This window comes from Streptomyces sp. NPDC057565 (assembly GCF_042801455.1).
Lineage (GTDB): Bacteria > Actinomycetota > Actinomycetes > Streptomycetales > Streptomycetaceae > Streptomyces > Streptomyces yanii.
The window spans coordinates 41,478-55,823 of record NZ_JBHVFU010000039.1 but is presented as its reverse complement, the minus strand read 5'-3'; the positions used below and the strand labels follow the sequence as shown (position 1 = coordinate 55,823).

General features: G+C 69.5%; 11 protein-coding genes and 2 pseudogenes. 4 read left to right on the top strand and 9 right to left on the bottom strand.

Translation table 11 applies throughout. The features are described 5' to 3' along the window. Positions 1-32: 32 nt before the first annotated feature. Both ACFU8W_RS37775 and ACFU8W_RS37770 read right to left on the bottom strand, forming a co-directional pair. On the bottom strand, positions 33-758 hold the full coding sequence (locus ACFU8W_RS37775; RefSeq protein WP_384047516.1) for an aspartate/glutamate racemase family protein: 726 nt from the start codon (positions 756-758) through the stop codon (positions 33-35). 23 nt (positions 759-781) lie between these two features. Next, on the bottom strand, positions 782-2,263 hold the full coding sequence (locus ACFU8W_RS37770) for an NCS1 family nucleobase:cation symporter-1 (protein ID WP_384047513.1): 1,482 nt from the start codon (positions 2,261-2,263) through the stop codon (positions 782-784). A gap of 440 nt (positions 2,264-2,703) precedes the next feature. On the opposite strand from ACFU8W_RS37770, the gene ACFU8W_RS37765 reads away from it, so the two are divergent. Continuing rightward, positions 2,704-4,236, top strand: coding sequence for an ArnT family glycosyltransferase (locus tag ACFU8W_RS37765; protein WP_384047510.1), 1,533 nt, complete (start codon positions 2,704-2,706; stop codon positions 4,234-4,236). Positions 4,237-4,932: 696 nt separating this feature from the next. On the opposite strand, the gene gap is transcribed toward ACFU8W_RS37765, so the two are convergent. Both gap and ACFU8W_RS37755 read right to left on the bottom strand, forming a co-directional pair. Continuing rightward, entirely contained in the window at positions 4,933-5,931 is a 999-nt protein-coding gene (gap, locus tag ACFU8W_RS37760) for a type I glyceraldehyde-3-phosphate dehydrogenase (protein ID WP_384047507.1), read from the bottom strand. Between the two features lie 107 nt (positions 5,932-6,038). Continuing rightward, positions 6,039-6,995 (bottom strand): GlxA family transcriptional regulator, encoded by a 957-nt coding sequence (locus ACFU8W_RS37755; protein ID WP_384047504.1) that lies wholly within the window; start codon positions 6,993-6,995, stop codon positions 6,039-6,041. 197 nt (positions 6,996-7,192) lie between these two features. Here ACFU8W_RS37755 and ACFU8W_RS37750 point away from each other — a divergent pair. Then, positions 7,193-7,288 (top strand): annotated as a pseudogene (locus ACFU8W_RS37750) (IS5/IS1182 family transposase); the annotation flags it as partial. 101 nt (positions 7,289-7,389) lie between these two features. Here ACFU8W_RS37750 and ACFU8W_RS37745 read toward each other — a convergent pair. The 5 genes and pseudogenes from ACFU8W_RS37745 to ACFU8W_RS37725 form a co-directional block, all read right to left on the bottom strand. Beyond that, positions 7,390-7,878, bottom strand: coding sequence for a carboxymuconolactone decarboxylase family protein (locus ACFU8W_RS37745; RefSeq protein ID WP_384047501.1), 489 nt, complete (start codon positions 7,876-7,878; stop codon positions 7,390-7,392). Positions 7,879-8,142: 264 nt separating this feature from the next. Beyond that, on the bottom strand, positions 8,143-10,401 hold the full coding sequence (locus ACFU8W_RS37740) for a M4 family metallopeptidase (protein ID WP_384047498.1): 2,259 nt from the start codon (positions 10,399-10,401) through the stop codon (positions 8,143-8,145). A 343-nt stretch (positions 10,402-10,744) separates the two neighbouring features. Then, complete coding sequence (locus ACFU8W_RS37735) at positions 10,745-10,948, bottom strand: hypothetical protein (RefSeq protein ID WP_384047495.1); 204 nt, start codon at positions 10,946-10,948, stop codon at positions 10,745-10,747. 522 nt (positions 10,949-11,470) lie between these two features. Next, positions 11,471-11,812: pseudogene (locus ACFU8W_RS37730) on the bottom strand (sensor histidine kinase); the annotation flags it as partial. A gap of 109 nt (positions 11,813-11,921) precedes the next feature. After that, positions 11,922-12,413 carry an FBP domain-containing protein gene (locus ACFU8W_RS37725; RefSeq protein ID WP_384047492.1) on the bottom strand — a complete coding sequence of 164 codons (492 nt, stop codon included), beginning with the start codon at positions 12,411-12,413 and terminating at the stop codon, positions 11,922-11,924. Positions 12,414-12,484: 71 nt separating this feature from the next. Between ACFU8W_RS37725 and ACFU8W_RS37720 the strand changes: the two genes are divergently transcribed. Continuing rightward, positions 12,485-13,054, top strand: a complete 570-nt coding sequence (locus ACFU8W_RS37720) for a TetR/AcrR family transcriptional regulator (RefSeq protein WP_384047489.1) — start codon at positions 12,485-12,487, stop codon at positions 13,052-13,054. A 92-nt stretch (positions 13,055-13,146) separates the two neighbouring features. Next, entirely contained in the window at positions 13,147-14,325 is a 1,179-nt protein-coding gene (locus ACFU8W_RS37715; protein WP_384047486.1) for a GDSL-type esterase/lipase family protein, read from the top strand. Positions 14,326-14,346: the final 21 nt, after the last annotated feature.

Genomic DNA, 14,346 nt, shown 5'->3' with positions numbered 1-14,346 from the left:
GGGCACCGGTCGCCTGTCGTGCGCGACCCGCTTCAGCGCACCTGCGGAGGCCAGTTGACGATCTTCTTGGGCCGGGGTGTCGCGTAGGTACGCACCTTCGACGTGGTCAGGCCGAGGCGTACGAGGGACTCGGCAATCGTCACCGCGGCACTCACGCCGTCGACGACGGGCACCCCCGTACGCTCGACGACGCGTTCGGTGAGGCCGGACATGCCGCCGCATCCCAGGCAGATCACTTCCGCCCGGTCGTCCTCCACGGCTCGGGCGGACTCTTCGACGATGGCTTCGACCGCGGCCTTCTCGTCGCGTTCCAGATCCAGCACGGCAAGACCGCTGGCGCGCACGGAGGCGCAGCGCGCACTCAGACCGGCGGCGTGGAGACGTTCCTCGATCAGCGGGACGGTGCGGTCGAGGCTGGTGACGACGGAGTAGGTGCGGCCGAGGAACTGGGCGGTGCTCGCGGCGGCCTCGGTGATGTCGACGACCGGGACGTCGAGCAGTTCCTGGAGCCCTTCGCGGCCGTGCTCGCCGTAGCCGGCCTGGATTACGGCGTCGAACGGTTCCGGGTAGGCGCGGACCGTCTCCATCACGGCGATGGCGGCGAGGTAGCTCTCGTAGTTGCCCTCGACGGACTCCGCCCCGAAGAGCGGGGTGAGCGGGACCGTCTCGGTACCGGGTGAGGCGGCAGCGGCTGCCTGCCTGCCGATCGATTCGGTGATCGACTGCGTGGTGTTGACGTTGACAACGAGGATGCGCATGCTTCGGCCTTCTGCTCGGTGGTTCATTCGGCGGCGACGGCGATGGCCTCGCCGTCCACGTCGCGGACCGGCGTTGTACGGTCCGCGATGAGCGCGTACAGCGCGGCGGCGAGGAAGGCGCCCACGAACCAGGAGAATCCGGCCACGGCGTGGAAGAAGGGCACCAGGGCGACGACGACCGCGATGGCCGCGCTGGGGGCGAAGGCCCCGACGGCGCGGGGGTTGAAGCCGCGGCGGTAGTGGTACTCGCCCTGCGGGTCGTCGGTGTAGAGGTCCGGCACGTTCACCTGGGACCTGCGCAGCAGCCAGTAGTCCGCCATGATGACGCCGAAGAGCGGTCCCAGCAGGGCTCCGAGTCCGCCGAGGAAGTAGTTCACCACGATCGGGCTGTTGTAGAGGTTCCAGGGCAGGATCGCCAGACCGACGACCGCGCTCACCACGCCCGCCCGGCGGAAGTTCAGCCGGCGCGGGAAGAGGTCGATGAGCGCGTAGATCGGCGCCACGAAGTTGGCCAGCAGGTTCACCGCGACCGTCAGGGCGATGAGGGCGAGCGACGCCGTCGCCAGGAGGAACATGTTCGGGATGGTCCGGACGATGTCCGTGGGGCTCGTGATGATGTGCCCGTCGAGCTTGAACTGCGCTCCGCTGAGGACCACCACGATGACGGCGAAGAAGATCATGTTCAGCGGGATGCCGATCACGTTGCCGCGGACGATGGAGCCGCGGCTCTTGGCGGACCGGGTGAAGTCGCAGAAGTTCAGCACGAACGTCCCGTAGATCACCACCCACAGCGCGGCTGCCTGCAGGATCTGGAGCCACATCTCGCCGCCGACGAGCGGCTCGTCGATGGACAGGGAGATCGAGGCGTCCGCCCGTACGAACATCCAGACCGCGAGGGCGCACATGGTGATGAGGGTCGTGGGCGCCGCGAAGGCCATGTACCTCCGGATCATCTGCATCCCGTAGCTCACGATGAGCAGTTGGAGGGCCCACAGAGCGAGGAAGGTGATCCAGTCGAGCGTCGACTGGCCCAGCACGGAGTTCGCGTCCATGTCGCGCAGTCCGGGGAGCATCGCGATGAGCAGGGCGCTGAGGACGGCGGAGGCCAGATAGGTCTGGATACCGAACCAGGCGATGGCGACGATTCCGCGGACCGCGGCCGGTACCTTCGCGCCCTTGATGCCGAAGGCGATGCGGCTCATGACCGGGAAGGGGACGCCCGTCTTGTGGCCCATGAACCCGGAAAGCGTCAGCAGGAGGAAGAGCAGAACCGACGCGAGCAGGAACGCGGCCAGGATGCCCCACACGTTCAGCCCGAGCGCGAAGAGGCCGATGGCGAACGCGTAGTTCCCGAGGCTGTGCACGTCGTTGGCCCAGAGCGTGAAGACGTTGTAGGCACCCCAGCGGCGCCCCGCCTTCTTCGTGGGGGCCAGATCGTAGGTGTACAGAATGGAGCTGGTCGCCCCGTTGGCCGTCGTGGGCGGCCGGTCCTCCACTGCAGTCATCGATCAGCCCTCGAGTCTTCGCTAGAGGGTCGCGACGAGGCCCGTCGGTGCCGTGCTTCAGGGAGGGCGCGCGACGTGGGCCCCGGCGACCGAGGTTCAGTAGTTTCCACAAAGCAGAAGTTGATTTCCGCGAAGCAAAACGTAGTTTTCACCAAAGGGCAGCGTCAAGGGTTACGGGCAGACGACTTCGGCATGCGGACATCGCACCCGAAAAGGCATGGAACACCCCGAGTTCAGGCGATCGCGGGTGTGCCGGGGTGGAGAGCCGGGGCGCTCGGTCCGCGCTGTTGCTCGGCCTCTCGGGGCCGTGCCCGGAAGCGCCGACCCGGAGGCTTCACCGCGCGCGGGCTGGGTGCGTAAGGTACGAGCGGCCCGGGAGCCGTGCGCGCCGGGCCGCCCCGGCCGCGCGGACGGCGCGACCGAGGGTCCGAGGACCGGGGGTGGCGGACGTGGGGCGTGCGGACGGGGTCGGGGAGGACGGCGGGCGGATCGCACCGCTGGACCGACGGGTGTTCGCCGTCGCGGGGGTGGTCCTGGGCGTGCTGATGGCGCTGTCCCCGCGCTACGGCTTCCACTGCGACGAGCTGTACTTCCTCGACTCCGCCCGGCACCTCCAGGCGAGTTATGTGGACCAGCCGGCGCTGACGCCGGTGCTGGCCCGGGTCTCGCTGTCGCTGTTCGGGGTCTCGGCGGCGGGCCTGCGGCTGTGGGCCGCACTGGCCGCGGCGGGCACGGTGGTCGTGGGCGCGCTGACCGCGCGGGAGTTCGGCGGCACGCGGCGGGCGCAGCTGCTTGCGGCGATCGCGACGGGCACCATGCCCGTGCTGCTGGGCAGCGGACACGTCGCCAACACGACGTCGTTCGAAGTGCTGGCGTGGGCGGCGATCGCGCTCGTGGTCGTGCGGATCGGCCGCACCGGAGACACGCGGTGGTGGCTCGCCGCGGGAGCGCTGGTCGGCCTCGGCTCGGAATTCAACCATCTCGCGGCGATCTTCGGGACCGTCCTGCTGGCCGCGGCGCTGCTCGGCCCGGCCCGCCGGACCGTAGTTGATCGCTGCCTGCTTGCGGGCGCGGTGATCGCCGTGCTGCTCGTGCTGCCCGACCTGTGGTGGCAGGCGCGGCACGGCTGGGCCATGTTCGCGATGACGCGGGCGCTGAACGGGGAGCACGGAGGCGCGGGGAACATCCTCACCTGGATCGTGGGGCAGCTCGGCATGTCCTGTCTGGCGATGACGGTGCTGTGGGTGGCGGGCCTGCGGTTTCTGTGGCGGTCCGGCCGGCCGCTGTGGCGGTGCCTGGTGACCGCATATGCCGTGCTGTTCGTACTGTTCGCCGTGACGACCGGAGCGCAGGTCTACTACCTGGGCGGGCTGTACGTGTGCCTACTGGCGGCAGGCGCGGTGGGACTCGACGGGTGGCTGCACTCCCGCCCGGGCCGGCTGCGCGGCCTGATGATCGGAACCGCCGTCTCGGCCGCGCTGTCCGCCGTGATCGTGCTGCCGGTGCTGCCTCCGTCTGACGTGGACTGGACGTACGGCACCAGCCCGATATCGGGGGAGACCCTGGGCTGGCCCCAACTGGTCGGCACCGTGCGGCAGGTATGGGCCGGGCTCCCGGCCGGGCAGCGCGCGAGCGCGGTGATCTTCGCGGCGGACTACAGCGAGGCCGGTGCCATCAACGAACTGGGCCGCAGCGCCGGACTGCCCACCGCCGCGGGCGCTCAGAACACCGACTGGTGGTGGGGCCCCGGCAACCCGCACGCCACGACCGTGGTGGCCGTCGCCCCCGGCCCCGACTACGCCCCCGGGTACGCCGCTCGCCTTCGCCGGTACTTCCGGCACGTCCGCGTGGCCGCCACCCTCTCCAACCCAGACGGCGTGCACAACATCGAATGGGGCGGCCACGTCTACGTCTGCACCGGCCCCCGCCGCCCCTGGGGCGTGATCTGGCCCGAACTGCGCAACTATGCGTGACGCCCGCGGGGCCGCGGTGAGGGACGGACGGCAGTCACGGCATTGGCCCGACGCCGCCCTTCCACCTCGTTGGGATCGAATCGGTGGCGGGGGCGAGGTTTCGCCCCTCCCGTACCCGCCAGTCGGCGGCGTTCGGCCCGACTCCCTGCAACCGATGTGCGCGATGTCCCGGCGGCCGAGCGACACCAGATGCCCGGGGTCCGGGGGAAGGTGCCCGGCCAGGTCCTTCGTCACGTGGTGCGCCGGCCTGGCGGCTATGGGCGCGCGGGAGCCGCAGGCGCCGTGCGCGGCCGTGACACGGGCGCTGGCCTCCGGGGCCGGCGCCGGGTCGTGCGGTTCCGTGTCGATCGAACAGTGTCCCCGGGCCTCGCCTCTTGCCTGTAGGGAAGATCGTTCGACTGAAGCCCCGCAGTACCTTTCGCCGCGTAGGCGACCGCCCTTCACGACCGCGTCTTCGCCTGTGGCCCTGGCCGGATTCCCGGCCGGGGCCACACGCGTGACTGCGGCATGGCGCACGATGGATCCTCAGCCCGCTTGAACGGATGCCACGTACCACTGAGCGCCAGGTGAGGCGAAGTGCGACGAGTCGACGCAGCTCAGCGCCGGTAGTGCCAGCCGTAGCGCGTGCAACAGGTGTGGTCATCACCGGGTTGAGCGTGACCGCTCACGCGAGACACGGTCCTGCTCGTGGACCGTTCAGCGTGTTGCGAGGAGTTCCAGCGTGTCGATCACACGGTTGGAGAAGCCCCACTCGTTGTCGTACCAGGCGACCACCTTGACGTGGCGGCCGTCGACCCGGGTGAGGGCCGCATCGAAGATCGACGAGGCGGGGTTGCCGACGATGTCGGACGACACGAGCGCGTCGTCGGAGTACTCGAGGATGCCGGCGAGCGGACCCTGCGCGGCGGCGCGGTACGCGGCCAGCACGTCGTCGCGGGTCACATCGCGGGCGACGGTGGTGTTGAGTTCGACGATCGAGCCGACCGGCACCGGCACACGGATCGAGTCGCCTGACAGCTTGCCGTCGAGGTTGGGCAGCACGAGGCCGATCGCCTTGGCGGCGCCCGTCGTGGTCGGCACGATGTTGACAGCAGCAGCACGGGCGCGGCGAGCGTCGCGGTGCGGACCGTCCTGCAGGTTCTGCTCCTGTGTGTAGGCGTGCACCGTGGTCATGAAGCCGTGCTCGATGCCGGCGAGCTCATCGAGTACCGCGGCCAGCGGCGCCAGCGCGTTGGTCGTGCACGAGGCGTTCGAGACGATCGTGTGCACGGCCGGGTCATACGTTTTGGTGTTGACCCCGTACGCGAGCGTGACGTCGGCGCCGTCCGACGGCGCACTGACGAGAACCTTGTTCGCTCCCGCGTCCAGGTGGGCGCGGGCTGCCTTGGCCGACGTGAAGCGGCCTGTCGCCTCCAGCACGATATCGACGCCGAGCTCGGCCCACGGCAACTGTGCCGGCTCCCGCTCGGCAAGCACCGTTATGCGCCGGCCGTCGACGACCAGGGCGTCCCCGTCGACGGTCACCGGACGGCCGAGCCGTCCGGCGGTGGTGTCGTAGGCGAGGAGCCGGGCAAGGGTGGCGGGCTCGGTGAGGTCGTTGACGGCGACGATCTCGAGGCCGCTGTCGCGTTCCAGCAGGGCGCGCAGCACGTTGCGTCCGATGCGGCCGAATCCGTTGATGGCGATGCGAGTCATGTGTGGTGTCCCTTCGGTTCATGACCAGCCTCGCGTGCGGGATCCGGCCATGGCCGTGGCGAGAGCGCCATGGTTCGAAAGGATCGCGCCAGGCGCCGGATGTCGGGCTACTCGCCCCGGGTGAAGGTGCGCCGGTACTCGCTGGGGGTGGTGCCGAGGATGCGCTGGAAGTGCATCCGCAGATTCGCGCCGGTGCCCAGCCCGACGTCGTTCGCGATCTGCTCGACGCTGCGCTTCGAACGCTCGAGCAGCTCACGGGCCAGGTCGATGCGGGCACGCATGACCCACTGCATCGGCGTGTACCCGGTGTCTTCGACGAAGCGCCGCGAGAACGTGCGCGGAGAGACCGCCGCGTGTTGGGCGAGGGATTCGAGGCTGAGAGGTTCGTCGAGCCGGTGCAGGGCCCATTCGCGGGTGGCGGCGAAACGTTCCCCGAGCGGCTCGGGCACGCTCCGCGGCACGTACTGCGCCTGGCCGCCACTGCGGTAGGGTGCCGCGACCAGGCGCCGGGCCGCGTGGTTCGACGCCGCCACCCCGAGGTCGCCGCGCAGGATATGCAGACACAGATCGATGCCTGAGGCGGCGCCGGCCGACGTCAGCACGCTGCCCTCGTCGACGAACAGGACGTTCTCGTCGACCCGGACCAGCGGATGCTTCTGTGCGAGCGCCCGCGCGTAGTGCCAGTGCGTCGTGGCGCGCTTGCCGTCGAGCAGGCCTGTGGCGGCGAGCGCGAAGGCGCCCGTCGAGATGGCGGCCAGCCGTGCACCTCGATCGTGTGCGGCGGTCAAGGCATCGACGACGGCCTGTGGTGGGTCGTCGCGGTCCGGGAACCGATAGCCCGGGATGAAGACAATGTCAGCCCATGCAAGCGCGTCGAGACCGTCGGTGACGTGGTAGGCCAGGCCATCGCCTCCCGTCACAGGCCCGGGTGCCGCGCCGCACACCCGCACCTCGTACGGCATGCTCGCCCGGGTCGTGAACACCTGTGCGGGAATGCCGACATCAAGCGGCTTCGCGCCCTCGAGGACTAGGACGGCGACGCGACGCAGGCGGGAAGAGGGCACGGGAAACAGGGTACGAGGGCGCGCATGACGACCGACGACGTCGCCGCCGCAAACCTGCGCGGCCTGGAGCTGCGCGAGAACGCCTGTCAGGGTGTCCGGAACCGACCCAACGACAGGTCGTGATCAAGTAGGGGCAGCCGCTGGGAAGGCCGGGAGCCGCGGGTTTGGGCCGCATCACACCGAAGAGCGCATGCAAGGACACAGCCCACGGCTCCGGACTGGGCAAGACCCGGTGGGTCGTCGAGCGCACCTTCGCCTGGCGCCACCAGTTCGAACGCCTGCGGATCCGCTACGCCGACCCTCTGAAATGATCAGTTGGTCCGGTCAACACCTCGGTGCCGCCCAGCGCAGCAATCGAGCCGCGCCCACAGGGCAAACGTTGCCTGCCACGGCGCTAGTCCCACTGCTGGTCGGCGAGGGAGGTGACGGGCTGGGGCTTGCCGATGACGGCGAGGGCGATGAAGAAGTTGATCTGGCCGATCGCGATGGTGAGGGTGGCGAGCGCCTTCTCGTCGTAGTGCTTGGCGGCTTCGGCGTAGATCTCGTCGGTGACGCGCTCGCGGCCGTGCGGTGCGGGCTGGAGGGTGGCCTCGATCAGGGCGAGGGCGGCGCGTTCGGCGTCGGTGAAGTAGGGCGCGTCCTGCCAGGAGGCGACGGCGGTGATGCGCTCCTCGGACTCGCCGGCCTTGCGCAGGAAGCTGGTGTTGAGGACGGTCAGGTAGGTGTTGTGGACGATCTGGCCGGCCCGCAGGTGGATCAGGTTGATCGTGGTGCGCGGCAGCGACTGGTTGCCGGTGGCGCGGAACAGGGCGGCGCTGACATCGTTCAGCTCGGGCACGAACTCGGCCGGGTTGGGCATCCGGGAGATCGAGGGGTTCGTCATGGCTGGTCTCCTTCGCTTCTGTGTCGCCTCGGTCGGCGTCTTCAAGGCACTGACGGACCGGCGCACGCAGATGTGACGGGAAGCCGTGAAATTCTTCAGCCCGGGCAAGGCGCAGTTGCTTCCGCTTCCCATGCGGCAGCCGGCACATGCGCCTGGCCATCGCGCTGCTCGACATGGGTGTCCACCGCGTTCGGGCCCGGCCGGTCATGGCCGGCCGGGCCCGGGCGGGAGGGGGCCCACCGCCTCAGTGTGCTGCTACTGAGGTCAGAAGGTCAGCTTCCAGCTGTTGATGAAGCCGCTGTCGCCGCGGAACATGTCCTGGACCTTGAGCTTCCATGTGCCGTTGGCGGTCTTCTTGGAGGCGTCCACGGTGTAGGTGGCGAGTACGTCGTCGGCCGAGTCGCTGATGTTGGAATCCTTGAGGCGGTACAGCGTGCCGTCAGGGGCCACCAGATCGATGGCCAGGTCACCGCGCCAGGTGTGCTTGATGTCCACGTCGACCTTGAGGGCACTCGGTGCCTTGCCGGCGATCCCGGTGACGTTGACGTCCGAGAAGACCGCGGCGCCCCCGTCCGGGATGGCGACGTCGGTGGTGTTCTCGAAGGTCTTGATCACGCTGACGACGTTCCAGGTGAACGTCGCGGTGGAGGAGGCGTTGGTCGAGTCCGTGACCGTGACCGTGACCGTGCTGGTGCCCAGCTTGGTGGGGGTGCCGGAGATCAGGCCGGTGGAGGCGTTGAGCGACAGGCCGGCCGGCAGGCCGGTGGCCGTGTAGGTCAGCGCGCCCGGGTTGGTGCTGGTGGCCTGGATCTGCAGACTCGCGGACTTCTTGACCAGCGTGGTCTGGCTGCCGGGGTCGGTGACCGTCACGCCCTCGACGATGCGGGGGCCGACGTTGATGCCGGCCCAGGCGTTGGCGGTGTTGTTGTAGGTTTCGCTGCCGAGCCCGTACAGGTCGGCGGCTGCCTGCAGGGTGGCGGTGCGGGCGGCGGCGTAGTTGGTGGAGGAGGTCATATAGGTCGACAGCGCGCGGTACCAGATCTTCGCGGCGGCGTCGCGGCCGATCGCGGTGACGGGCAGGCCGTCGGAGGTCGGGCTGTTGTAGCTCACGCCGTTGACGACCTTGGCGCCGCTGCCCTCGGAGGCCAGGTAGAACCAGTGGTTGGCCGGGCCGGAGGAGTAGTGGACGTCGATGCCGCCGATGCCGGAGTACCAGGCGTCCTTGGACCTGCCGTCCTTGCTCGGCTGGTCCATGTAGCGCAGCGGGGTGCCGTTGCCGTTGATGTCGATCTTCTCGCCGACCAGGTAGTCACCCGGGTCGGTCTCGGAGTTCTCGTAGAACTCGACGGCCGCGGCGAAGATGTCGGAGGTCGCCTCGTTGAGGCCGCCGGACTCGCCGCTGTAGATCAGGCCGGCGGTGTTGGAGGTGACGCCGTGGGTCATCTCGTGGGCGGCCACGTCGACGGCGGTCAGCGGCTTGGCGTTGCCCGAACCGTCGCCGTAGGTCATGCAGAAGCAGGAGTCGGACCAGAACGCGTTGACGTAGTTGTTGCCGTAGTGCACGCGGGAGTAGGCGCCGACGCCGTCGTTCTTGATGCCGTTGCGGCCGTGGACGTCCTTGTAGTAGTCCCACGTGGCCTGGGCGCCGAACGCGGCGTCAACACCGGCGGTCTGACGGTCGCTCGGCAGGCCATTGCCCCAGACGTCGTCCGCATCGGTGAACAGCGTGCCGGTGCCGGAGCTGCCGCCGTTGAGGTCGTAGGTCTTGTGGCCGCCGCGGGTGCCGTCGGTCATCTCGTAGGTCGAGCCCGACAGCGTAGTGCCGAGGGTCACCTGGCCGTTGTACTGGCCGGTGCCGGTGCCGGTCTCGATGCCCTGGTACTCGAACAGCTTGGCGCCGGTGGTGGCGTCGGTGATGACGTGCAGCTCGGACGGGGTGCCGTCGTGCTGCACGCCGCCGATCACGGACTCCCAGGCCAGCACGGGCTTGCCGGAGGCGGCCCAGACGACCTTGCGGACGGTGTCGGCCTTCGGGGCGGTGGTGCCCTTGGCCTTGGCGCGGCCGAGCGCGAAGGTCTTCACCGAGTCGGCGCTCTTCACGGCAGTGGTCGAGGCGACCTTCACCGTAGCCTTGGTCGCCTTGCTGACGCCCTTGACGGTGCCGTTTGCCGCCGCGTGGACGACGAGGTCGCCGCCGAGGACCGGCAGGCCCGCGAAGGTCCGCTCGTAGCGGGTGTGCACCGTGCCGTCGGCGTCCTTCAGGACGGACTTCACCAGCAGTTGCTCCTGGCTGCCCAGGCCCAGGGTTCTGGCGGTGGTGGCGACGGTGGCCTGCGCGTCGGCGAGCAGCGTGGCGCGCTCACTCGGGCTGAGCTGGACCTGCAGCGCGCCGGCCCGGACCTGCGGCTTGGGAGCGTCGGCCTGGGGGCCGGCGGTGGCGGTCGTGGGGAGCGCAACGGCGATCATGGCGGCGCTTGCTAAGAGCGCGCTCGCGGCAACAGCCTTGCGGGGGGTCTTTCTCACGCGGAACTCCTTCTGCGGCGACCGGGGTTGCGGCCGGTGACAGCCCGGGCAGGGGGTACTGCCCGAGTAGAGCTGGTGGTGCGGTGAGGAGGACATGACAGCAGCGGTGCGAGATCCCTGTGGGGAACGCCTAGCCCCGTGCGGCCGATCGAGAGCCTGCCATTGTCGACCTGTGCATGTCATGTCCTTGACGGTGTCTGGTTCCTGACATGCCGGATTCCGACAGCCCGGGTGACTCTCTCCGGTCCTGGCCGTCGCGCGCGGTGGTGCAGCGGCAGTACTCCGGCACCGCCGGATCTTCCGCACTGCCGCCCTGTGGGGCTCGGGAAGTCATCGCTGCAGGTCAAGCCGCGTAGCGGTACTCGTTGATGGCGCCGCCGAGGATGCGGATGCGCAGGAGTCGGCGGATTTCGGGCTCGTGCACGGTCGTGGGTTGCTGGTCGGCGCCGGGAGGTGGGTGGCTGCGGGCCCGGTGGAGGCGGTGTTCGTTGTAGCGCTGCTCGTAGGTGGCCAAGAGGTGCCGTGCCCCGGTCGGCGGCCCGGGCATCCGATGGACGCGACGAGCCTGCTCGACCAGCTTCGATCCGTCGGCGTTCCGGCCTGGCGCGGCCGGGCTTCAGTTATCCGCCGGCTGGTTCTTCAAGCCCCCGCACCCGTGGTCGCCCGCGTCCTCGGCCACCACGGCAGGGCCACCGCCCACCTCGTCACCGAAGCCGGCGGAACCTGGAGCCGATACGCCCCCGGCGACCACACGCGGTGACAGCAAGCCGGCCTCGCCGAGGCGTACGCGACACCACAACATGCGAGCCCACCAGTCAGGCCATCCAGCCCCTATCGGTCCAGGCCGCAGAGCACTTCGGCGGCGGCGAGCCAGTCGAGGTATCAGTCGGCGAAGTCCAGCGGAGAGCCGTCCGCGTTGCGCACTGCGCCCCAGCTTCCTCCAAGTCGGACCGGAGGTGACGAGAGGGAGGCTTGGCCGGCCTCGGCGGCCTGTTCCAGCAGGGCTCGTGCGAAGTCCGCGTAGCGCGTCGCGGTCTTCTCATGGAGCCCGCAGAACTCCGTTAGGTGGCAGACCGACCGGGACCATCACGACGGCGAGGCCGACCGGCCACCGGCGCCGCAGCCGGACCGCCGCACAGGCGAGCGCGCCGAGCGTCTGGTCGAGGACGGCGATGGAGTGCGGCAGGCCTGGTTCGTCGGGCAGAGAGTGCGCGGCCGTCAGGCCGAGGACGACGGCCGGCAGGAAGCAGGAGAAGTCGACGACCCAGTCGTGTGCGGTGCGCCGCGGCCGCTGGGCGGATGTGCGGGCGTCTGGGTCCAGCTCGTGGACCAGCGCGGACGGGAACAGCCACCGGCGCCCCGCCAGTGCCTGAGGCGCCCGCGTCGACTCGTCGGTACTCACGATCGACACAACTGACCTCGCGCTACCACGTGGCGGCCTGTCCACCGGGTGATCGCGTGAGCGAAAAATGGGAATGGTGGGGCGTCACATCCGATGTGGGCGTGCGTGGCCGGCTGCTTCATGTGGTGATCTTGGCGATGAATGCGGCGAGGTTCGTGACGGTCCGCTGGATCTTCTCTTCCAGGGTGAGGGACTCGTGGAGGCGTGCACCGGCGCCCGCGTTCTTCTTGCCTCGCACATACAGCGGGCAGGCGAGGTCGCTGCACATGTAGATGCCGACCGAGTTGCCCTGCTGCCCGGCCTTCCCGGACTTCGGCGCGACCATCAGGGAGACGCCTCCGGTGTGGGTGGTCACACACACCGAGCACATGCTTCGCCGCATCTGCCAGGAGCCCACGTCGGAGGAGCGCAGCTGGACGCCGACCGGGCGGCCGTCCAATTCGGTCACGAGGTAGGCCCGGTCGGGGGCCTGGGGGTCTCGCCAGCCCAGGAAGTCCAGGTCGTCCCAGGGCTGCTCGGTCAGGTCGCGGGGGACGTACAGGCGCTTCGCCTCGCCCTTGGTGCAGTTCACGAACACGGTACGGATCTCTTGCTCAGTCAGCGGCTTCATGAACGACACGCTAATTTGCCTAAAGCTATTAGGCAAATGCATAATGGTTGTCGTTGAATAGGAGGAAGGTTATGGTTCGAGCAGGGCTGTCCCCGGAGCGTCTGACCCGAGCGGGAGCGGAACTGGCCGACGAGGTCGGCTTCGACCAGGTGACCGTCTCGGCGCTCGCCCGGCGGTTCGACGTCAAGGTCGCGAGTCTGTACTCGCACCTGAAGAACTCCCAGGACCTCAAGACCAGGATCGCCCTGTTCGCGCTGGAGGAACTCGCCGACCGGGCCGCCGACGCCCTGGCCGGACGGGCCGGCAAGGACGCCCTGGCAGCCTTCGCGGAGGCCTACCGCGACTACGCTCGGGAGCACCCCGGTCGCTACGCCGCCGCCCGGCTCAGGCTCGACCCCGAGACGGCGGCCGCCAGTGCCGGCGTTCGGCACGCACAGATGATGCGGGCGATCCTGCGCGGCTACGACCTGACGGAGCCGGACCAGACCCATGCGGTCCGGATGCTGGGCAGCGTCTTCCATGGCTTCGTCAGCCTGGAGCTGGCCGGAGGCTTCGAGCACAGCGTCCCCGACGCGCAGGAATCCTGGGCCTGGATCGTGGATGGCCTCGACGCTCTGCTACGGAACCGGGCCACACCCTGACCAGATGAGGGCCGCACCGCCTGAGGCGGTCCGCCGCGCCGCGCGCCGGCTCACATGAACGATCCGAAGATCTTGATCAACAGGCTGAGGCAATGAACACAGGGCACGACATGATCACCACACCTGTCACCGCGGACATGCTGCGCGGTTTCCTCGATGTGGAAACGACCGCGCACGGTCTGCTGCCGCACCGGCTGCCCGCCCGGGCGCGCCGGCAGATCCCCGACGACCAACTGGCCGTGGCCGAGGCCCAGCCCTCCGGTGTGCGGTTGGCTTTCCGCACCCGGGCCACCACGATCGAACTGGACACGCTGCCCACCAAGCGGGTCTACCGAGGTTTCCCGGCCCCGGCGGACGGCGTGTACGACCTGCTGGTCGATGGCCGTCTCACTGCCCAGGCCACGGTGGCCGGCGGTAACGTGCGCACGATCACCGACATGCTCACCCAGTCCTCCGAGCTGTCGGAGGGGCCTGCCGGCACCGCCCGGTTCACCGATCTGCCGGCGGGTGACAAGGATGTCGAGATCTGGCTCCCGCATACGGAGATCACTGAGCTGATTGCCCTGCGCACCGACGCCCCCGTCGAGCCGGCGCCGGACAGCGGGCGCAGGGTGTGGCTGCACCACGGCAGTTCCATCAGTCACGGCTCGAACGCCGCGCATCCGACCGCCATCTGGCCGGCGCTGGCAGCTGCCCAGGGTCAAGTGGAGCTGGTCAACATGGGGTTCGGCGGCAGCGCGCTGCTCGACCCGTTCACCGCGCGTGCGATGCGGGACACCCCCGCGGACCTGATCAGCGTCAAGCTCGGCATCAACGTCGTCAACTCCGACGTGATGCGCCTGCGCGCCTTCACCCCTGCGGTGCACGGCTTCCTCGACACCATCCGCGAGGGGCATCCGACCACGCCGCTGCTGGTCGTGTCCGCCATCCTGTGCCCGGTCCAGGAGGACACCCCGGGCCCTCTCGCGCCCGACTTCGACGGCGCGACCCTGCGGTTCAAGGCGACGGGCGATCCGGCCGAACGCGCCGCCGGGCGCCTGACGCTCAACGTCATCCGTGACGAACTGGCCCGGATCGTCCACCAGCGGGCGGCCGACGACCCGAACCTGCACTACCTCGACGGCCGTAACCTGTACGGCGAGAAGGACTATGCCGAATTCCCGCTGCCCGACGAGGTCCACCCTGACCCTGCGGGACACCGCCGCATCGGCGAGAACTTCGCGCGGCTCGCGTTCGGCGACGGCGCCCCCTTCGCCGCCAGAACCGATTGACCGGATCGCGGTCACACAGAC